Genomic DNA, 19,854 nt, shown 5'->3' on the forward strand with positions numbered 1-19,854 from the left:
ACGCTGGGGGCGCGAGGTCGCCCGGCGGTGGTTGCTCAGGACGAACCACACCGGAGGTCATCGACGTGTCCGACGAGCGCACGCTCTTCCCCATCACCATGCGCGGCTACGACCGTGTCCAGGTCGAGGCTCAGCTCGCGAAGCTGGAGAAGGCGCTCGAGGACGCGCGCACCCGCCTCGAGGCGTCGGACTCGCGCGTCATGCAGCTCACCACCGAGCTGGGGGACGCCCAGCGGCAGCTGCGCGAGGCGGACCGCCCCTCGTACGCGGGCCTCGGCTCCCGGATCGAGCAGCTCATGCGCTCGGCCGAGGAGCAGTCGGCCGACATCCTGTCGCAGGCGAACAGCCAGGCCGCGGACATCATGGCCCGCGCGAAGCTCTCCGCGGGGCAGGTGCGCTCGCGCGCCGAGAACGAGGTGGCCGAGCTGCTCAACAGCGCGCGCCTCGAGGCGGAGGAGATCCGCACCACGAGCGCCTCGGAGGCCGAGAGCACCCTGGTGAGCGCGCAGCGTCGCGCCGAGGAGCTCGTGGGCTCCGCGGAGCGCGAGGCCGCCCGCATCCAGAGCGCCATCGCCACGGAGGAGAGCGAGCGCCGGGCGTCGCTCGAGCGCGAGCTCGGCACGCTGCGCGCCTCGGTCGAGCGCGAGACCACGGAGCTGCGCGTCACGACCGAGCGCGAGGCCGCCGAGCTGCGCGCCCGCGTCGCCGCCGAGACCGCGGCCCAGCGCGAGACGGCGGAGCGCGAGGCGGCGGAGCTCCTGGAGAACGCGCGCCGCGAGGCGCAGCGCCAGGTCGACGAGGCCCAGCGCAAGGCGTCCGAGGCGGCGAACGCCGTCACGTCGGAGATGGAGCAGCTGCGCGACCAGGCGCGCACCGCGCTCGCCGACGCCGAGCTCGACATCGTCCGCCGTCGCGAGGAGGCCGAGCGCGAGAACGCCGAGCGCCACGCGACCGCGAAGGCCGAGACGGAGAAGCTCGTCGCGACCGCCGAGGAGCACGCGGCGGAGGCCGAGAAGCGCGTCGCGCTCGCGCTCGAGCAGGCGGAGAAGGTCCGCGCGGAGTCCGACGCCTACGTCAAGGACCTCATGTCGACCGCGCGCCGCAACGCCGACCGCATCGTCGCCGAGGCGCGCGAGTTCGCGGAGCAGACCGTGGGCGACGCCAAGGCGGAGGCGGAGCAGCAGCGCGCCGTGGCCCAGCGCCAGCTCGAGGACCTCACGCGTCAGCACGACTCGATCAACACCTACCTCGACGAGCTCCGCGGCCTCCTCGGCGACCAGGAGGGCACCAAGGCGCCCGCACGCCCGGCCCCCGTGCCGATGCCGGCGTCCACGCCCGCACAGCAGGCGCGCGCGGCGCAGCTCCTCACGGCGGAGTTCCCCGTCGTCCCGGAGGACGCGGTGACGAAGGTCGCGACCGTGAAGGCGCCGGAGCAGCCGGAGCAGGACGCCGACCCGGCGGCGAAGAAGCCCGCCCGTCGCGACGGCGACGCGCAGGCGTCGGCCTGACATGACCGGCACGCCGCCCCGTCCGGCTGCCGACGCCGACGCCTGGCGCCGGCAGCGGACGGAGGCGGCCGAGCACCAGCAGCGCGAGCTGGACCGCCGGCGCGCGCAGGAGAGCGCCGCGGCGCGTGCGCTCCTCGCCGACTTCGTCGTCGCCGCGCGCGAGCGCGGCGTCCCTCCCGAGCCGTTGCGCGCCCGCGCGTTCACGGGCGGCGCGACGTACCGCACGGGCGTGGAGGGCTGGTACCTGCGCCGCAACCGCAGCGTCGCGGTCGGGACGGACGGCGCCTTCTACGTGCTGGGCGTGCCCGCCAGCCTCGCAGCCCGCGTCCGGGGCGCGACGCTCGAGCCGTCCGACCCGCCGCTCGTGCTCGGCAAGGGCGGGCGCGACGGCGAGTCCGTGGACCTCGCCGACGCGCTCGCCCGCCTGCTCGACGGGTCCTGACGACCGGCCCGGTTCACCGGCTCCGACCGGGGCGGACCTGCCGCCGCGTGATCACGCCGCGGTCGCTGCTCAGGAGGCGCGCGCGACGAGGTCGGCGAGCGCGTCGGCCACCGCGGCCGCGTCCTCGACCGCGCTGAGGTGCCCCGCGGCCTGCACCCGCACGAGCCGGGACCGCGACGCGGCCTGCGCCATGTGCTCGGCCTCCGCGGCGGGCGTGACGCCGTCCTCCTCGCCGACGACCACGGTCACCGGCCCGGCGAAGGACTCCAGGACGTGCGTGCGGTCGGGGCGTGCCGCCATCGCCCGCTGCGACCACGCGATCCCCGCGGGCCGCTGCTCGCGGATCCACTGCTCGAGGCGGTCCGTGAGCTCCGGTCGCACCGCGCGGCTCGTCTCCCCCAGGACGACCGCCGGCATCCCGAGCACCGGGTCCACCGTCTGCGAGGACTCCGCGGCGTCCGCGACGCGGAGGCGGTTCGCCCGCGCCTCCTCGGAGTCGGCGGTCGACTTCGTGTCGACGAGGCCGAGGGCGGAGACGAGGCCCGGCTCGCGCTCGGCCAGGGCGAGCGCGACGTACCCGCCCATCGACAGCCCGGCCACGACGGCGCGCGTGATCCCCGCCCGGGCCAGGGCGGCGGCGGTCGCGTCCGCGGCGGCCTCGATCGTCGGCGGCTGCGGCCCGTCGGGGCTCTGCCCCATCCCGGGGAGGTCGACGGCCACCACGGTCTGGTCCTCGGGCAGCGCCTCGACGAGGTCCGTCCACATGCGGTGGTCGACCGGGAAGGCGTGCAGCAGGACGAGCGGGGTGCCGGACCCCTCGCGCAGCGTGTACGTCTCGAGCTCGGGCGTCGTCACGTCGTCTCCTCCGGGGGTGTGCTCGGGTCGGTCAGTCCGCGACGCCGTCGGTGCGGCTCGCGTCGTAGCTCGCCTGGTCGCTCGCCTCGGTGTCCTGGTCGGCGTCGCGCGCCGGCTCCCCGTCCCCGACCCATGTCGTGGGCAGCGGCAGCGGGTGCCCGGGGCGCACGTGCCCCACGATCTCGTCGAGCACGCGGCGCACCGACGCCTCCCCCACCCACAGGTGCTTGGCACCGTCGACGCCGATGACCTCCGCCTGGCGCACGCGCGCGAACCGGCGGCGCGCCTCGTCGGGGCGCAGGTAGTCGTCGAGCTCGGGGACGAGCACGACGAGCGGCTTGCCGAACTCGTCCCAGCGGTCGAGGTCGGCGTCGGTGGCCCGGTGCAGCGGCGGCGAGAGCAGGATCGCGCCCTCCACGGCGGGGTCCGTGCCGTGCTTGAGCGCGAGCTCCGTGCCGAACGACCAGCCGACGAGCCACGGGCGCGGCAGGTCGTGGAACTCCGCGAACTCGATCGCGGCCGCGACGTCGAAGCGCTCGGCCTCGCCGCCGTCGAACGCGCCCTCGCTCGTGCCACGCGGCGACGAGGTGCCGCGCGTGTTGAAGCGCAGCACCGCGAGGTCCGCGAGCGCCGGCAGCCGCCACGCCGCCTTGCGGTACACGTGCGAGTCCATGTAGCCGCCGTGCGTCGGCAGCGGGTGGAGCGTGAGGAGCGTCGCCACGGGGTCGCGGTCCTCGGGGAGCGCGAGCTCCCCGACGAGCGTGAGACCGTCGGCCGTGTGCAGCTCGACGTCCTCACGGCGCGCCGGCAGGACGGTCAGGGACCGGATCGGGGTGCTGCCCTCGGCCGGGGCGGGCACGGGCTCGGACGAGGCGGTGTCGGACGGCGCGGCGTCGGGTGCGGTGCTCATCGTCGTCGAGCCTAGTTGCTTCGGCGCCGCCCGCTCCTCCGGTGCCGCCGCTCAGCGGGGACGACGGCGCTCGCGCGCCTGCCAGCACGACGTGTGCCAGTGCCGGCGGTTCTCGAGCGCGGTCTCGGTGCCGAAGAACGAGTCCTCCTGCCACGCGACGACGTGCCCGGTCCCCGGCGGGATCTCCTGACGGCAGCCCGGGCACAGGTACGTCTTGGAGCTGCCGCGCACCGTGCGCACGGTCCACTCGCCGTCGGACCCGGACTCGCGGCGCGCACCCCCGAGGGCGCGGTCGAGGTCGAGCGGGGCGTGCTCGGCGCCCCAGGGTCGCTTGCGGGAGGGTCTGCGGGACGGCACCCCTCCATCATGACCCGACGACCGGCGGTCACCCGAACCCCGGCCGCTCCCAGCGGGCGTCCAGACCGTGCGGCTAGAGTGACCCGGCCGGTGCCGCACCGTGGCCGAGGACGTCGACGCGACGGGCTCGGCCGGCGCGACACAGACCCCGACGGCGCGCGCGTCGTCCCCTCGACCGAAGGACCCCTCGTGAAGCACCGCACCCTGCGCGGCGTCGCCGCGCTCACCCTCGGCGCCTCCCTCCTGCTCGCCGGCTGCGCGTCGGGCGATGGCGGGTCGGACGGCGAGACGTCGTCGCCCAGCCCGTCCGCGAGCGACGCGGCGACCTCGTCCCCCGAGGACGTCGCCGCCCTGGAGGCGGTCACGGTCTCGGGAGACGCAGGCTCGGAGCCGACGCTCGAGTTCGAGACGCCGTTCGAGGTCTCCGCGGTCACGGCGCTCTCCGTCGCGGACGGCGACGGCGCGCCGCTCGAGGACGGTCAGCAGCTCACGATGCACTCGGCCACCTACTCGGGGGCCGACGCGACGAAGGGCAACTCGACGTGGGAGGCCGGCACCCCCGACACCCTCACGATGGGCGACGAGAGCCTCATCCCCCAGCTCGCCGAGGCGCTCGAGGGCAAGAACGTCGGCACGCGCTTCCTCTTCGCCAACCCGGGCGCCGACCAGGCGACCGGTGAACCGGTCACCTACCTGACGGTCGCGGAGATCACGGACGCGAAGACGATCCCGTCGCGCGCCGAGGGCGAGCCGGTCACGCCGGCCGAGGGCCTGCCCACCGTGACGCTCGACGACACGGGCAAGCCGACGATCGAGGTTCCCGAGGGCTACGAGGCTCCCGCCGAGCTCGTGGCCCAGACCCTCATCAAGGGTGACGGCCCGGTCGTGACCGAGGACCAGACGGTCACCGCGCACTACACGGGCATGCTCTTCGACGGCACCGTCTTCGACTCGTCGTGGGACCGCGGCGCACCCACGAGCTTCTCGCTCCAGCAGGTCATCCCCGGCTGGACCCAGGGTCTCGCGGGCCAGACGGTCGGCAGCCAGGTGCTGCTCGTCATCCCGTCCGAGCTCGGGTACGGCGCGCAGGGCACGCCCGACGGCTCCATCCCGCCGGACTCGCCGCTCGTCTTCGTCGTGGACATCCTCGACGCGCAGTGACGACCCGCTGACCGCCGGCGTTGCCGCGCCGCGTCGCCCACGAGGGCCGCTCCCGTCCCGGGAGCGGCCCTCGTCGCGTGGAGCCGTCCGTGGCCACGCCCCGGTGCCCTGGGCACATCGAGCGCCACGTAGTCTCGGGGGATGACGGACCCCACGACCACGCCCGCTCCGACCGCGCCCACCGCACGCGAGGACACGCCGCCGTCGGCGGTCCCGCCGGAGCGCGAGGTGCTCACGTGGGAGACGTTCGGGGTGGCGGCGCGCGAGCTCGCCGAGCAGGTCGTGGCGAGCGGGTTCCGGCCCGACGTCGTCGTCGCGGTCGCGCGCGGCGGCCTGCTGCCGGGCGGCGCGGTCGCCTACGCGCTCGGCACGAAGGGCGTGGGCACGCTCAACGTCGAGTTCTACACCGACATCGGCCAGACGCTCGCCGACCCGCGCGTCCTCCCGCCGCTCATGGACACGTCCGACCTGCCGGGCGCGCACGTCCTCGTGGTCGACGACGTCGCCGACTCCGGCCGCACGCTCGCGCTCGTCATGGAGATGCTGGGCGAGCACGGCGCCGAGGCGCGCTCCGCCGTGCTGTACACGAAGCCGCGCACGATCATCCAGCCGGACTACTCGTGGAAGGACACCGACCTCTGGATCACGTTCCCATGGTCGGCCGACCCGCCGATCGAGGGCGCGACGGCGCGACCGAACGACTGACCCTGGTCGCGCGACGACGACGGCCGCCGTCCCTCGCGGGGCGGCGGCCGTCGTCGTGCGGGTGAGGGTGGCTCAGAAGTCCCAGTCCTCGTCCTCGGTGTTCACGGCCTTGCCGATGACGTACGAGGAGCCGGAGCCGGAGAAGAAGTCGTGGTTCTCGTCGGCGTTCGGGGACAGCGCGGACAGGATCGCCGGGTTGACGTCGGTCTCGTCCTTGGGGAACAGCGCCTCGTACCCGAGGTTCATGAGCGCCTTGTTGGCGTTGTACCGCAGGAACTTCTTGACGTCCTCGGTGAGCCCGACGCCGTCGTAGAGGTCCTCCGTGTACTGCACCTCGTTGTCGTACAGCTCGAAGAGCAGCTCGAACGTGTACGCCTTGAGCTCGTCGCGCTGCGCGGGCGCGAGCTTCTCGAGGCCCTTCTGGAACTTGTAGCCGATGTAGTACCCGTGCACGGCCTCGTCGCGGATGATGAGGCGGATGAGGTCGGCCGTGTTCGTCAGCTTGGCGCGCGACGACCAGTACATCGGCAGGTAGAAGCCGGAGTAGAACAGGAACGACTCGAGGAGCGTGCTCGCGACCTTGCGCTTGAGCGGCTCGTCGCCCTTGTAGTAGTCCATCACGATCTCGGCCTTGCGCTGCAGGTTCGGGTTCTCCTCCGACCAGCGGAACGCGTCGTCGATCTCGCGCGTGGAGCACAGCGTCGAGAAGATCGACGAGTAGCTCTTGGCGTGCACCGACTCCATGAACGCGATGTTGGTGTACACCGCCTCCTCGTGCGGCGTCAGCGCGTCCGGGATGAGCGAGACGGCGCCCACCGTGCCCTGGATGGTGTCGAGCAGCGTGAGGCCCGTGAACACGCGCATCGTGAGCTGCTGCTCGGACTCGGTGAGCGTGTGCCACGACTGGATGTCGTTCGACACCGGCACCTTCTCGGGCAGCCAGAAGTTGCCGACGAGCCGGTCCCAGACCTCGAGGTCCTTGTCGTCCTCGAGACGGTTCCAGTTGATCGCGCTCACGCGATCGATGAGCTTGAGCTTCCCGGTGGGCGACATCTGCCTTCTTCTCTCCTGCTGACCCCGGACCGACCGGGACGATGACATGGGACGGACCCTACGCCGTCGGGCACTGCTGCACGACGGCCGGGGCGAGCCGACGACGAGCGGCCGGCGGGGAGGCGCGCGCGGGTCGTGGCGGGCCTGGCGGGAGCACCGCGAGGAACGAGCGGTGCGGATGGTAGACCCGCGCGCGCCTCCCCAGAGGCCGCGACGGCAACCGAAACGGTTGCCTCAGGCGACTACAGCATGCAGCTGACGCAACCCTCCACCTCCGTCCCCTCCAGCGCGAGCTGGCGGAGGCGGATGTAGTACAGCGTCTTGATGCCCTTGCGCCACGCGTAGATCTGCGCGCGGTTGACGTCGCGCGTCGTGACCGTGTCCTTGAAGAACAGCGTGAGGCTCAGGCCCTGGTCGACGTGCTGCGTCGCGGCGGCGTACGTGTCGATGATCTTCTCGTACCCGATCTCGTACGCGTCCTCGTAGTACTCGAGGTTGTCGTTCGTCAGGTACGGCGCCGGGTAGTAGACGCGGCCGATCTTGCCTTCCTTGCGGATCTCGATCTTCGACGGCACCGGGTGGATGGACGACGTCGAGTTGTTGATGTACGAGATCGACCCCGTCGGCGGGACGGCCTGGAGGTTCTGGTTGTAGATCCCGTGCTCCATGACGGAGGCCTTGAGGGCCTTCCAGTCGTCCTGCGTCGGGATGTGCACGCCGGCGTCGGCGAACAGCTGACGGACGCGGTCGGTCTCCGGCTCCCACACCTGGTCGGTGTACTTGTCGAAGTACTCCCCCGTCGCGTACTTCGAGTCCTCGAAGCCGCCGAACGCGCGCCCGCGCTCGATCGCCAGCCGGTTGGAGGCCGCGATCGCGTGGTAGGCGACCGTGTAGAAGTAGATGTTGGTGAAGTCGACGCCCTCGGTGGAGCCGTAGTGGATCCGCTCGCGCGCGAGGTAGCCGTGGAGGTTCATCTGGCCGAGGCCGATCGCGTGGCCCATCTCGTTGGCGCGCTTGATCGACGGGACCGACTCGATGCTCGTCTGGTCGGAGACGGCGGTGAGCGCGCGGATCGCGGTGTCGATGGTCTTCGCGAAGTCGGGCGAGTCCATCGTCTTGGCGATGTTGAGCGAGCCGAGGTTGCAGGAGATGTCGCGGCCGACGTGGTCGTACGAGAGGTCCTCGTTGAACGTCGACGGCGTCGAGACCTGGAGGATCTCCGAGCAGAGGTTCGAGTGGGTGATGCGGCCCTTGATCGGGTTCGCCTTGTTCACCGTGTCCTCGAACATGATGTACGGGTAGCCGGACTCGAACTGCAGCTCGGCGATCGTCTGGAAGAAGTCGCGCGCCTTGATCTTCGTCTTGCGGATGCGCGAGTCGTCGACCATCTCGTCGTACTTCTCCGTGACGGAGATGTCCGCGAAGGGCTTGCCGTAGACGCGCTCGACGTCGTACGGCGAGAACAGGTACATGTCCTCGTTCTTCTTGGCGAGCTCGAACGTGATGTCCGGGATGACGACGCCGAGCGAGAGGGTCTTGATGCGGATCTTCTCGTCCGCGTTCTCGCGCTTGGTGTCGAGGAACCGCAGGATGTCCGGGTGGTGCGCGTGCAGGTACACGGCGCCGGCGCCCTGGCGCGCGCCGAGCTGGTTCGCGTAGGAGAACGAGTCCTCGAGCAGCTTCATCACGGGGATGACGCCGGACGACTGGTTCTCGATGTGCTTGATCGGCGCGCCGTGCTCGCGGATGTTGCTGAGCAGCAGGGCGACGCCCCCGCCGCGCTTCGACAGCTGCAGGGCGGAGTTGATGCCGCGCGCGATGGACTCCATGTTGTCCTCGATGCGCAGCAGGAAGCAGGACACGGGCTCGCCGCGCTGCGCCTTGCCGACGTTGAGGAACGTGGGCGTCGCGGGCTGGAAGCGGCCGCTGATGATCTCCTCGACGATGTCGAGGGCCTGCTGCTCGTTCCCGTCCGCGAGGCCGAGAGCGACCATGCACACGCGGTCCTCGAAGCGCTCGAGGTAGCGCTTGCCGTCGAACGTCTTGAGCGTGTACGAGGTGTAGTACTTGAACGCGCCGAGGAACGTCTCGAAGCGGAACTTCTTCGAGTACGCGAACTCGAACAGCGACTTCACGAACGCGCGGTCGTACTTCGCGAGCACGGCCGGGTCGTAGTACTTGTTCTCGACGAGGTAGTCGAGCTTCTCGGCGAGGTCGTGGAAGAAGACCGTGTTCTGGTTGACGTGCTGCAGGAAGTACTGCCGCGCGGCCTCACGGTCCTTGTCGAACTGGATCTCGCCGTTCGGCCCGTAGAGGTTGAGCATCGCGTTGAGCGCGTGGAAGTCGAGCTGCGTGCTCGACAGCGACACCTCCTGCGCCGAGGGCTCGGAGCCGGCGGCGAGCGCGCCGTCCGCGGTCACGCCGGAATCTGTGACTGTCGTTGCCAAAATCGTCCCAATCCGTCGCGGACGCGCACGGCGTCCTCGGCTGTTCCCAGGAGTTCGAAGGCGTACAGGTAGGGCACCTGGCACTTCGCGGAGATGATGTCGCCGGCGATGCAGTAGGCCTCGCCGAAGTTGGTGTTGCCCGCGGCGATGACACCGCGGATCAGCGACCGGTTGTGCACGTCGTTGAGGAACTTCACGACCTGGCGCGGGACGGCTCCGCCCTCGTTGCCGCCCCCGTAGGTCGGGACCATGAGCACGTAGGGCTCGTCCACCCGCAGGAACCCGTCGGTGGGTCGCAACGGGATGCGCCGTACGTCGATGCCCAGGGCGGGCAGGCCGAGCCGCTGGACGAAGCGGTGCGTGTTCTCGCTGACGCTGGAGAAGTAGACGAGCGACCCCACGGGGACGCACCTCCGTCCTGCTCTGCGTACCGCCTGCTGTGCGCTGCTGCCGGGACGTCGCACGCCCCGGTGTGGGCCGGCCGTCACCGGCCGGCCCGTCGGGTCAGGCGACGACCGGGGCGACCTTCTGCGCGAGGGCGTTGATCTGGTCGGGGCGGAAGCCCGACCAGTGCTCCTCGCCGGCCACCACGACGGGGGCCTGCAGGTAGCCGAGCCCGCGCACCAGCTCGAGCGCCTCGGCGTCCTGGCTGATGTCGACGACCGTGTACTCGATGCCCTTCTTGTCGAGAGCGCGGTACGTCGCGTCGCACTGAACGCAAGCCGGCTTGCTGTAGACCGTGACGCTCATGGTGGGGGACTCCTCGTCTCTCGCTCAGGACCCGGTGCTCGGGGAGGGAGATGCGTCTCTGACCTCGAAGTACACCGGTGGAACTACGTATGTGTAAGCCTGTCGAGGCGCTACGCCCCCCAGGTGTGCAACCACTATACCTAGGGGTCGAACTCGCGCGAGCCCACTAGATGTCGTGTCGGGGTCGTGTCGCAACTTCACCCTCCGGCGTGTGGTAGCCACCGGCTCCTATGCTCCCAGGCACCCCTGACAGCCTGCTCCGCACCCCGTCGTCCACCGCTCCGACGACCCCGGATCGGCCTGCTCCCGCGGCTTCCGCAGGATGGTCCACAGCATGGGGACGACGACGATCCACACCCTGTGCAGACCGGTGGACCGCCCGCGGAGCCGCTCACCACGGCCGACAAATTGTGGTCGAACCGGACACGCCATCGCCTGGAAGTCGTCATCGGGTCGTGACCTGTCGGCGTGTCGCGCCATCACAAGAACGGTGCGAGAAAGGTCACGCTCACGGCGGCCTCACCTTGACCGACAGTGCAGGACCGCGCAGAGCGGGCGGGCCGGGGCGGGCGGGGTCGCGGGTCGTGGCGGGTCTGGCGGGAGGCCGCGAGGCACGAGCGGCCGGATGGTAGACCCGCGACCCCGCCCGCGGAGGGCCGCCCGCGGACGCACGCCCAGGACGCACGAAGGCCCGCCCGCGGGAAACACGGGCGGGCCTCGTCGAGGACGCGTCAGGCCGTCTCGTCAACCCCCGGCAGCACGCCCGACGTCGCGAGCCGGCGGTACCAGTGCGCGGAGTCCTTCCACGTGCGCTCGAGCGTCTCGTAGTCGACGCGGATGATGCCGAACCGCCGGTCGTAGCCGTATCCCCACTCGAAGTTGTCGAGCAGCGACCACGCGAAGTACCCGCGCACGTCCGCGCCGGCGTCGATCGCGGCGCCGACGGCGTCGACGTGGTCGTGCAGGTAGGCGACGCGGCGGTCGTCGTGCACGCGCGGCGTGCCGTCGGCGTCGACCGTGACCTCGTCGTGGAACGCGGCCCCGTTCTCGGTGACCATGAGCGGCTGGTCGGGGTAGGTCCGCGCGAGGGACACGAGGAGCTCGGTCATGCCGGCGGGCTCGATGTTCCAGCCCATCGCGGTGTACGGGCCGGGCTGCTGGACGAACTCGACGTCGGTCACGCCGATCCACGGGCTGTGGGTGGAGGCGCCGTGCCCGTCGTTCTCGGCCCGCTCCCCCTCGCCGGAGAAGTGGCGCACGCGCACGGTCGAGTAGTAGTTCACGCCGAGCACGGACAGCGGCTGGCGGACGAGCTCGAGGTCGCCGTCGCGCACGAACGACCAGTCGCTGACGTGCGCGGTGTCGTCGAGGAGGTCCTGCGGGTACGCACCGTCGAGGACCGGGCCGAGGAAGGCGCGGTTGGCGAGGGCGTCGATCTTGCGGACCGCGTCGAGGTCGGCGTCCGAAGCCGGGTCGTCGGGGCGGATGACGTGGAGGTTGAGCGTGATGGACGTCTTCACGTCCTCCCCCAGCTCGTCGCGGATCGCGGCGACCGCGAGCCCGTGGGCGAGGTTGAGGTGGTGCACGGCCGCGAGCGCCGCGGCCGGCTCGGTGCGGCCGGGCGCGTGCACGCCGGAGCCGTAGCCGAGGTAGGCGGAGCACCAGGGCTCGTTGAGGGTGGTCCACGTGTCGACGCGGTCGCCGAGCTCGCGCGCCATGTGCCGGGCGTACTCGGCGAACGCGAAGGCGGTCCGGCGGTCGGCCCAGCCGCCGGCGTCCTCGAGCTCCTGGGGCAGGTCCCAGTGGTAGAGCGTGACGACGGGCTTGACGCCCTTCTCGAGCAGCGCGTCGACGAGGCGGGAGTAGAACGCGACGCCCTCGGCGTTGAACGGTCCCGAGCCGCCGGGCTGCACGCGTGACCAGGAGACGGAGAAGCGGTAGGCGCCGAGGCCGAGGTCGGCGATGTGCTGCACGTCCTCGGCCCACCGGTGGTAGTGGTCGTCGGCGACGTCGCCCGTGTCGCCGTTGAGGGTCCGGCCGGGGGTGTGCGAGTAGGTGTCCCAGATGGACGGCGTGCGGCCGCCCTCGGCGGCGGCGCCCTCGATCTGGTAGGCCGCGGTCGCGGAGCCCCACACGAAGTCGGCGGGGAACGTGCGTTTGCTCGAGGGCGCGGTCGCGGTCTCGGTGGGCGGGGTGGCTGCGGCGGTGGTGTCGGTGGTCACGGGATCCTCGCTGATCGGTCGCGGCGGGGCGACGGTCGGTCTCGGCAGGCGGTGGACGACGGCGTGGGAGCGCTTCCACACCGCCGTCCACCAGGATACGGGGTCAGGCGGCGTGGTCCGGGACGTCGACCGACACGCTGCCCGCACCGTCCGCCTCGGCCGACGCCGCGCCGCAGCGCAGCGCCCAACGGCCAGGGGCGTCGTCCGACGTCGCGGTGACGACCGCGCCCGACCGCACGACGCGGAACGTCGCGCCGGGGCCGCCGTCGTGGCCGGGCACCTCGACGGTGCCGTCGTAGCCGTCCGGGAGCTCGAACGCGTGGAGGGTCACGCCGTCCGCCCAGTCGTAGTCGGGGCGGTCGGTGCGCGCACCGACGGGCAGCACCGTGCCGGGCCGCACGAGGACCGGCAGCGAGTCGAACCCGTGCGTCTCCGTGACCCAGCGCGGCCCCGTCACCGTGGTCGGGAGCGAGCCCGCCGGGCCGTCCGCGGCGCCGTCGACGAGCCGGGTCCACGTGCCCTCCGGCACGTAGTACTCGACCCGGCCGTCGGCGCGGAAGACTGGCGCGACGAGGAGCGCGTCGCCGAGCAGGTACTGCGTGTCGGCGGTGTGCGCGCTCCGGTCCTCCGGGAACTCGAGCACCATCGGGCGCATCATCGGGTGGCCCAGCGCGTGCGCGTCCTCCGCCACCCGCGCCAGGTAGGGCATGAGGGAGAGCTTGAGGTGCGTGAAGCGCCGGGTGACGTCGACCGCCTCCTCGTCGAACGCCCACGGCACGCGGTACGAGCCGGACCCGTGCAGGCGCGAGTGCGACGACAGGAGGCCGAACGCGAGCCACCGCTTGAACACGCCCGCGTCCGGCGTGCCCTCGAAGCCGCCGATGTCGTGGCTCCAGTACCCGAAGCCCGACATCGCGAGCGACAGCCCGCCGCGCAGCGACTCGGCCATCGACGCGTACGTCGAGTCGCAGTCGCCGCCCCAGTGCACGGGCAGCTGCTGCCCGCCGGCCGTCGCGGAACGGGCGAAGAGCACCGCCTCGCCCTCGCCGCGCCGCCGCTCGAGGAGCCGGAAGACGGCCTCGTTGTACAGCTGGGCGTAGTAGTTGTGCATCCGGCGCGGGTCGGAGCCGTCGTGCCACACGACGTCGTCGACGGGGATGCGCTCGCCGAAGTCGGTCTTGAAGCAGTCCACGCCCTGGTCGAGCAGGGCCTCGAGCTTGCCGACGTACCACGCGGTCGCGTCGGGGTTCGTGAAGTCGACGAGGCCCATGCCCGCCTGCCACATGTCCCACTGCCACACGCTGCCGTCGGTGCGGCGCACGAGGTAGCCGCGCTCGGCGGCCTCCGCGAAGAGCGGCGAGCGCTGCCCCACGTAGGGGTTGATCCACACGCACACCTTGAGGCCGCGGTCGTGCAGGCGGCGGAGCATCCCTTCGGGGTCCGGGAACGTGCGCGGGTCCCACTCGAAGTCGACCCACTGGTACTCGCGCATCCAGAAGCAGTCGAAGTGGAACACCGACAACGGCAGGTCGCGCTCGGCCATGCCCTCGATGAAGCCGGTGACGGTCTCCTCGTCGTAGCTCGTCGTGAACGACGTCGACAGCCACAGCCCGAACGACCACGCCGGCACGCGCGCGGGCCGGCCCGTCAGCGCGGTGTAGCGCGTGAGGACGTCCTTGGGCGTCGGGCCCTGGATGACGAGGTACTCGAGCGACTGGCCCTCGACCGACATCTGGACCCGCGTGTTGACCTCGGACGCGACCTCGAACGACACCCGCTCCGGGTGGTCGACGAACACGCCGTAGCCCTTGGTCGTCACGTAGAGCGGGACGTTCTTGTACGCCTGCTCGCTCGACGTGCCGCCGTCCTCGTTCCAGATGTCGACGGACTGGCCGTTCTTGACGAGCGGCCCGAACCGCTCCCCCAGCCCGTAGACGAGCTCGCCCGGGTCGAGGCTGAGCTGCTCGTGGACCCAGGCGCCGCCGTCGTCGGACGTCACGGCCGCGACCGACTTCGGCAGCGACGACGTCAGCACCTCGCCGCCGGACTCGAAGTCGACGCGCCAGGTCCCGCCCCGGTGCACGCGCACGGCGAGGTCCTTCGAGCGCAGGACCGCGACGTCGTCGTCCATCTCGATCTCCGGGCGGAAGCCCTCCTCGCCCGTCACGGCGAACGACGGCCCGCGGCGCACCGCACCGGCGTGGTGCTCGATCCGCACCCGGATCACACCCGGGGCAGGCGAGGAGTACGTCGCCGTGAGCATCGGGCGGTTGAGCGTGTCGCCGCGGCCGCGGATCCTCGACGTCGGCGCGTAGACCGTGAGCGTGCCGGCCGCCTCGTCGGCGCGCACGTCGTCGACCTCGACCGCGTAGAGCGGGTGCATGCCGGGCCGGACCTGCCAGTACCCGTCGGTGAACTTCATGGGTGGTGCTTCCTTCGTGTGGTGCGGGTCAGGGGGCGCGTCAGGGGTGCGCCGAGCGGGCGCGCAGGGGGCGGGCGGTCACTTGACCGCGCCCGCCGTGACGCCGCGCGTGAGCGTGCGCTGGAAGACGAGGAAGAAGATCACCGCGGGGACGAGCGAGACGAGGGCGCCCGCGTTCGTCGTCGGGGCGTCCATCATCCGGTCGCCCTGGAGCGACGCGAGCGCGATGGGGATCGTCTGGGTGTCGTTGGTCGTCAGCATGACCAGCGGGATGAAGAACTCGTTCCACGTCCAGATGAAGAAGAAGATCATGAGGACGCCGAGCGTGGGCTTCACGATCGGGTAGACGATCTGCCAGAGGATGCGCCAGCGGCCCGCACCGTCCAGGGCCGCCGCCTCGAGCAGCGCCGGCGGGAACGTCCCGAGCACGGACGACAGCAGGTACGTGCCGAACGCCGACTGGATGACGGTGAAGATGATGATCACGGACCACTGCGAGTTCGACAGGCCCACCTGCTGCGCCATGTCGAACAGCGGGTAGATCAGGGCCTCCTGCGGCAGCATGTTCGCGACGAGGAACAGCGTGACGATCCACATCCGCCCCTTGATCCGCCCGACGCCGATCGCGTACGCGTTGAGGAGCGACAGCAGCGTCCCGAAGACCGCGACGAGCGCCGAGATGAAGACGGAGTTCCACAGCTTCTGCGGGAAGTTCGTCCGGGTCCAGAAGTTCTGCACGCCGTCGAGGTAGAGCTCGGTCGGGATGCTCAGCGGGCCGTCCTGCGAGTACTGCGCGGGCGACTTGAAGGCGTTGAGCACCATGATGACGAACGGCGCGAGCATGAGCAGCGCCACGACGGCGGCGAGCGCCAGCACGACCCAACGGCCGGCGCCGCGCTTGTGGCGGGCGTCCTGCTTGCGCTCCCGGACGGGCGGGGTCGGCGCCCCGGCGGTCGGGGCGGGGACGACGGTGGTGGCGGTCATCAGCGACCCTCCAGCTCTCGGCGCTCGGCCCGGTTCTGCAGAGCCAGGATCACGACCGCGACGACGATGATGACGACGGTGAGGACGGTGGCGACCGCGGCGCCGTAGCCGACCTTCGACTTGTCGAAGAAGTTGAGGTACGAGTAGTAGCTCGGCACGAGCGTCGAGCTCTCCGGGCCGCCGCGCGTGAGCACGTAGATGGGTCCGAACACCTTGAGCGCGGCGACGGTGCACGTGAGCGTCACGACGAACGTCTCGGGGCGGATCTGCGGGATGGTGATGGCGCGGAACCGCCGCCACCACCCGGCGCCGTCGAGCTCGGCCGCCTCGTAGAGCTCGGGGTCGACGCGCTGGAGCGCCGACATGAAGATCACGACGGGGTAGCCGATCTGCACCCAGATGAGCACGAGCATGACGCTCGGCAGGGCCGTGGACGTGTCGCCCAGCCAGTTCGGCGGGTCGTCGACCCCCACGCCGCGCAGGATCACGTTCAGCGCGCCGGTCTGGGCGTTGAGGATCCAGTTCCACAGCACGCCGGCGACGGCGACCGGCAGGATCTGCGGCAGGTAGTACGTCGCGCGCAGGAACGCCGCGACGCGCGGGCCGAAGCGGCGCCCGAGGTAGTCGAACAGCACGGCCGCGAGCACGAGCCCGACGAGCGTCGGGACCACGACCATCGCGACGATCATCGCGATCGAGTTCTGGAACGACGTCCAGAACGCCGCGTCGCCCATGAGGTCGGCGTAGTTGCCGAACCCGTTCCAGCGCAGCGGCGCCATGCCGCCGCGCCACTTGAAGAAGCTGTAGTACACGTTCATCGCGAACGGGTAGCCGATCACGACGACGAAGGCCACCGCGCCGGGGATCAGGTAGGGCAGGTACGGCACCCAGGCGGGGCGGCGCCGACGGCGCGGGCTCGCCGTCGCGCGGCCGGTCGTGCCGGGGGCCGCGTCGGTTCGGGTGGGCATGACGGTCTCCTTCGCCGGTGGCGTCAGGGTGTCGGGAGGGGGCGCGCGGGAACGGCGCGCGGGGGGTGCGGGGTCCGCGGAGCGACGGGGCCGGCCGCCGCCGTGGCGGCGGCCGGCCGGTCCGTCAGCTGTCGAGCAGGTCCGCCTTGCCCTCCTCGTACGGCGCCTGGAGGCCGTCGAGGACCTCGGACGGCGTCTTCGACTGGTTGATGAGCGACTGGAGCTGGCTCACGACGACGTCGTAGTAGCCGGGCACGGGCCAGTCGGGGTAGAACGCGAGGCCGTCCTCGTCGAGGATCGCCTGGAAGTTCTCCGTGAGCTCCTTCGTGCGCTCGTCGCTGATGACGGACGCGTCACCGGCGACGGGCAGGCCGCCCGTCTCCGCGAGGATGTTCTGCACGTCGGGACGCAGCGTGATGTCGATGAACTCCTCGGCGAGGTCCGGGGAGTCCGCGTTGGACGGCACCACCCAGAGGTTGCCGGACGAGCCGACCTGCAGCGTGTTCCCGGGGAAGTTGAACTGGCCCCAGTCGGCGTCCATCTCCTCGACGACGCGGCCGAACCACCACGAGCCGGAGACCATCATCGGGTAGGTGCCGTTGATGAACGAGACGCCCATGTCCTCGGCCGTGAGCGCCGCGGAGTCGTCGGCGACGTAGCCCGCCTTGATCCACTGGTCGAGCTTCTCCGTGGCGGCCGTCATCTCGGGCCCGTGGAAGTCGACCTCGCCGTCGAACAGCTGGTACTGGTCGACGAACTCGCGGTCGGCGTTCGCGAGGACGAGCTCGTACCACAGCTGGCCCATCGGGTACTCCGCGCCGGCCTCCGCGAGCGGCGTGATGCCCGCGTCGACGAAGGTCTGCATGACCGCCTCGAACTCCTCGAGCGTCGTCGGGACCTCGAGCCCGTGCTCGGCGAACATCTCCTTGTTGTAGTAGACGCCCACGAACTCGCCGTAGTTCGGCACCCCGTACCAGTCGCCCGAGCCCATGAGGCCCTGCTCGTCGTACGTGGCCGTCGTCTGCAGCGACCCGCTGAGGAGGTCGGTCCAGCCGCGCTCCTCGGCCGCGTCCGTGAGCGGCGCGATGAGGCCCTGCGCCGCGAGCTGGCCCGCGGTCGCGTTGCCCTTGTTGTACTCCATGACGTCGGGGACGTCGTCGCCGGTCAGGACGATCTTGGCGTTCTTCTGGATCTGCTCGAAGGTCTGCTTCTCGACGACGACCTCGACGTCGGGGTTCTCCTCCTCGAAGATCTCGATCGCCCTCGCCCAGGCCTGACCCATGGCGGAGTCGTCGTTCTCGTAGTGCCAGATGGTCAGGGTCTGGTCGTCGGACCCGCCCCCTCCGCCGGCGCTGCCGCACGCCCCCAGGGCGAGCGGGAGCGCTACCACCGCGGCGAGGAACGGGGTCTTGCGGGATCGCAGCATGTGCGTGTCCTCCTCATCGAGTCTCCGGCGCACGCGGCCGGACGAGCGACCGGGCCTCACCCGGTCTGTCGTGGGTCAGCGAGCCGGAGGCCCGCCGTCGGAGCGCTCCCCGGGCCGCGGCGCCGTGGCGACGCTGCTGCCGGGCTCGAGGGCGCACGGGATGAGCACGTTCGGCGTGCTCGGACGGGAGCCGTCCACGAGGGACAGCAGCTTCTGCACGCCCAGGCGGCCGAGCTCGGCCCCCGGCGCGTGCATCGTGGTCAGCGGCGGGTTGCTCATCGCCCCGACGCCGGGCGACGTGACGATCGACAGGATCGACACGTCGGCGGGGATCGCGATGCCGCGCTGCTGGAGCTCGGCGACGACGCCGAAGGTCGCGATCTCGTTCATGGTCACCAGCGCCGTGAGGCGCGGCTCGGTGTCGAGCAGCCGGCCGACGGCGGTACGGCCCGCCTCCGGCGACTCGTCGACGCGCAGGCTGATGGGCTCCAGGCCGCGCGAGCGCATCGCCGCCTCGAAGCCCTCCTCGGCGCGGAACGTCGGGGCGTACCCGTCCTCGACCGTCGCCTGCGAGTGGTTGACGAACGCGATGTGCCGGTGCCCGAGGTCGGCGAGGTGCTGCACGGCCTCCTCGGTGGTCCGGTCGAAGTCGATGTCGACCGACGGCCGGTCCGTGACGTCACGGGTGCGGCCGATCATCGTGTACGGCACGCCGGCCTCGTGCAGGACGTCGACGCGGTCGTCGTCGAGCGCCACCTCCATGAGCAGGACACCGTCCGCCATGCCCTGGCGCACGAGGTCGCGGACCTCCTGGGCCTGGGTCGTGCGGAAGGGCCACAGGACGAGGTGGTACCCGTTCTCGCGCGCCGTGTCCGCCGCGCTGGCGACGAACTCGGCGACCGTGCCGCCGAGCCCCTTCTCCATCGCCGGGTAGATCAGCGCGAGGACGTTGCTGCGTCGCGACGCGAGCCCCCGGGCCATGGCGTTGGGCTGGTAGCCGAGCTCAGCCATCGCGTCCTCGATGCGGCGGCGCGTGGCGTCGGAGACGGGGCGCGTCCCCGAGAGGGCGTACGAGACGGTGCTCAGCGAGACCTGGGCGCGCCGCGCCACGTCCTGCATCGTCGCCATCTCGCCACTCCCCTGTGGTCGAAGCCCCGCTCCGACGGGATGTCGAAGCGCTTCGTCGAAACGCATCGTCGAAGCGCTTCGCTGAATGGAGTATTCATTGAACAAATGGAGTTCGTCAAGACCCTCGCGGCATGGGGATCGCGCCGGCGCGACCCGGCCGGCGGGTCAGTTGGGGACGTCGTCGGCGACGGCTCGCCCGCCGCGCCACACGGTGCGCACGCGCAGGGCGTCGTCGGTCACGACGACGTCCGCCCGCCGCCCCGCGACGAGGCCGCCGACGTCGGCGAGCCCGAGCACCTCGGCCGGCGTCCACGACGCCGCCCGCACGGCGTCGACGAGGGCGACGCCGGAGGCGACGGTCTCGCGCACGACGTCGAGCAGGTGCGCCGTGCCCCCGGCGATGGCCCCGCCCTCCGCCAGGCGCGCCACGCCGTCCGCGACGGTGACGCGCACCGGCCCGAGCTCGTACGCGCCGTCGAGCATCCCGGCCGCCGCCATGGCGTCCGTGACGAGCGC

The 19,854-nt window shown here is 71.6% G+C and carries 18 protein-coding genes; 4 read left to right on the forward strand and 14 right to left on the reverse strand.

Annotated features, from left to right (window positions below):
• The first annotated feature begins 65 nt into the window (after nucleotides 1–65).
• Together JZ5iCDA_RS02850 and JZ5iCDA_RS02855 are read left to right on the forward strand one after the other, a co-directional pair.
• The gene (locus JZ5iCDA_RS02850) at nucleotides 66–1,508 is read left to right on the forward strand and encodes a hypothetical protein (protein WP_083259596.1); all 1,443 of its coding nucleotides are present in this window, start codon (nucleotides 66–68) and stop codon (nucleotides 1,506–1,508) included.
• 1 nt (nucleotide 1,509) lies between these two features.
• On the forward strand, nucleotides 1,510–1,950 hold the full coding sequence (locus tag JZ5iCDA_RS02855; protein ID WP_069385751.1) for a hypothetical protein: 441 nt from the start codon (nucleotides 1,510–1,512) through the stop codon (nucleotides 1,948–1,950).
• Between the two features lie 69 nt (nucleotides 1,951–2,019).
• Here the strand turns inward: JZ5iCDA_RS02855 and JZ5iCDA_RS02860 are convergent, their stop codons facing one another.
• From JZ5iCDA_RS02860 to JZ5iCDA_RS02870, 3 genes are read right to left on the reverse strand one after another with little or no spacing between them, the layout of a single operon-like run.
• Nucleotides 2,020–2,805, reverse strand: coding sequence for an alpha/beta fold hydrolase (locus tag JZ5iCDA_RS02860; protein WP_069385752.1), 786 nt, complete (start codon nucleotides 2,803–2,805; stop codon nucleotides 2,020–2,022).
• Nucleotides 2,806–2,836: 31 nt separating this feature from the next.
• Complete coding sequence (locus JZ5iCDA_RS02865) at nucleotides 2,837–3,715, reverse strand: alpha/beta hydrolase (RefSeq protein ID WP_253181919.1); 879 nt, start codon at nucleotides 3,713–3,715, stop codon at nucleotides 2,837–2,839.
• A gap of 51 nt (nucleotides 3,716–3,766) precedes the next feature.
• Nucleotides 3,767–4,072 (reverse strand): hypothetical protein, encoded by a 306-nt coding sequence (locus JZ5iCDA_RS02870; protein ID WP_069385753.1) that lies wholly within the window; start codon nucleotides 4,070–4,072, stop codon nucleotides 3,767–3,769.
• 189 nt (nucleotides 4,073–4,261) lie between these two features.
• Here JZ5iCDA_RS02870 and JZ5iCDA_RS02875 point away from each other — a divergent pair, with 189 nt between their 5' ends.
• Together JZ5iCDA_RS02875 and JZ5iCDA_RS02880 are read left to right on the forward strand one after the other, a co-directional pair.
• A complete protein-coding gene (locus JZ5iCDA_RS02875) occupies nucleotides 4,262–5,233 on the forward strand; it encodes an FKBP-type peptidyl-prolyl cis-trans isomerase (protein ID WP_069385754.1) in 972 nt (323 codons plus the stop codon).
• A gap of 141 nt (nucleotides 5,234–5,374) precedes the next feature.
• Entirely contained in the window at nucleotides 5,375–5,938 is a 564-nt protein-coding gene (locus tag JZ5iCDA_RS02880) for a phosphoribosyltransferase (RefSeq protein ID WP_083259597.1), read from the forward strand.
• 72 nt (nucleotides 5,939–6,010) lie between these two features.
• On the opposite strand, the gene nrdF is transcribed toward JZ5iCDA_RS02880, so the two are convergent.
• From nrdF to JZ5iCDA_RS02935, 11 genes are all read right to left on the reverse strand, one after another.
• Nucleotides 6,011–6,991 carry a class 1b ribonucleoside-diphosphate reductase subunit beta gene (nrdF, locus tag JZ5iCDA_RS02885; RefSeq protein ID WP_069385755.1) on the reverse strand — a complete coding sequence of 327 codons (981 nt, stop codon included), beginning with the start codon at nucleotides 6,989–6,991 and terminating at the stop codon, nucleotides 6,011–6,013.
• Nucleotides 6,992–7,233: 242 nt separating this feature from the next.
• Complete coding sequence (gene nrdE / locus JZ5iCDA_RS02890; protein ID WP_069385768.1) at nucleotides 7,234–9,360, reverse strand: class 1b ribonucleoside-diphosphate reductase subunit alpha; 2,127 nt, start codon at nucleotides 9,358–9,360, stop codon at nucleotides 7,234–7,236.
• A gap of 47 nt (nucleotides 9,361–9,407) precedes the next feature.
• Nucleotides 9,408–9,839 (reverse strand): class Ib ribonucleoside-diphosphate reductase assembly flavoprotein NrdI, encoded by a 432-nt coding sequence (gene nrdI / locus JZ5iCDA_RS02895; protein WP_069385756.1) that lies wholly within the window; start codon nucleotides 9,837–9,839, stop codon nucleotides 9,408–9,410.
• A 103-nt stretch (nucleotides 9,840–9,942) separates the two neighbouring features.
• Nucleotides 9,943–10,188 (reverse strand): glutaredoxin-like protein NrdH, encoded by a 246-nt coding sequence (gene nrdH, locus JZ5iCDA_RS02900; RefSeq protein ID WP_069385757.1) that lies wholly within the window; start codon nucleotides 10,186–10,188, stop codon nucleotides 9,943–9,945.
• A 731-nt stretch (nucleotides 10,189–10,919) separates the two neighbouring features.
• Nucleotides 10,920–12,410, reverse strand: a complete 1,491-nt coding sequence (locus JZ5iCDA_RS02905) for a GH1 family beta-glucosidase (RefSeq protein WP_069385769.1) — start codon at nucleotides 12,408–12,410, stop codon at nucleotides 10,920–10,922.
• Between the two features lie 103 nt (nucleotides 12,411–12,513).
• Nucleotides 12,514–14,832, reverse strand: a complete 2,319-nt coding sequence (gene yicI / locus JZ5iCDA_RS02910) for an alpha-xylosidase (RefSeq protein ID WP_069385758.1) — start codon at nucleotides 14,830–14,832, stop codon at nucleotides 12,514–12,516.
• 78 nt (nucleotides 14,833–14,910) lie between these two features.
• On the reverse strand, nucleotides 14,911–15,816 hold the full coding sequence (locus tag JZ5iCDA_RS02915) for a carbohydrate ABC transporter permease (protein ID WP_069385759.1): 906 nt from the start codon (nucleotides 15,814–15,816) through the stop codon (nucleotides 14,911–14,913).
• Nucleotides 15,816–16,784 carry a carbohydrate ABC transporter permease gene (locus JZ5iCDA_RS02920; protein WP_083259599.1) on the reverse strand — a complete coding sequence of 323 codons (969 nt, stop codon included), beginning with the start codon at nucleotides 16,782–16,784 and terminating at the stop codon, nucleotides 15,816–15,818. Before JZ5iCDA_RS02920 ends, JZ5iCDA_RS02915 begins: the two co-directional genes overlap by 1 nt.
• Before the next feature lie 124 nt (nucleotides 16,785–16,908).
• On the reverse strand, nucleotides 16,909–18,210 hold the full coding sequence (locus JZ5iCDA_RS02925) for an ABC transporter substrate-binding protein (protein ID WP_069385760.1): 1,302 nt from the start codon (nucleotides 18,208–18,210) through the stop codon (nucleotides 16,909–16,911).
• 75 nt (nucleotides 18,211–18,285) lie between these two features.
• Entirely contained in the window at nucleotides 18,286–19,338 is a 1,053-nt protein-coding gene (locus tag JZ5iCDA_RS02930; protein ID WP_083259600.1) for a LacI family DNA-binding transcriptional regulator, read from the reverse strand.
• A gap of 165 nt (nucleotides 19,339–19,503) precedes the next feature.
• On the reverse strand, nucleotides 19,504–19,854 hold a 351-nt coding region (locus JZ5iCDA_RS02935), incomplete at its 5' end, for an amidohydrolase family protein (RefSeq protein WP_139122930.1).

Origin of the sequence: Cellulosimicrobium cellulans (genome assembly GCF_001722485.1) — a bacterium.
GTDB classification, from domain to species: domain Bacteria; phylum Actinomycetota; class Actinomycetes; order Actinomycetales; family Cellulomonadaceae; genus Cellulosimicrobium; species Cellulosimicrobium cellulans_A.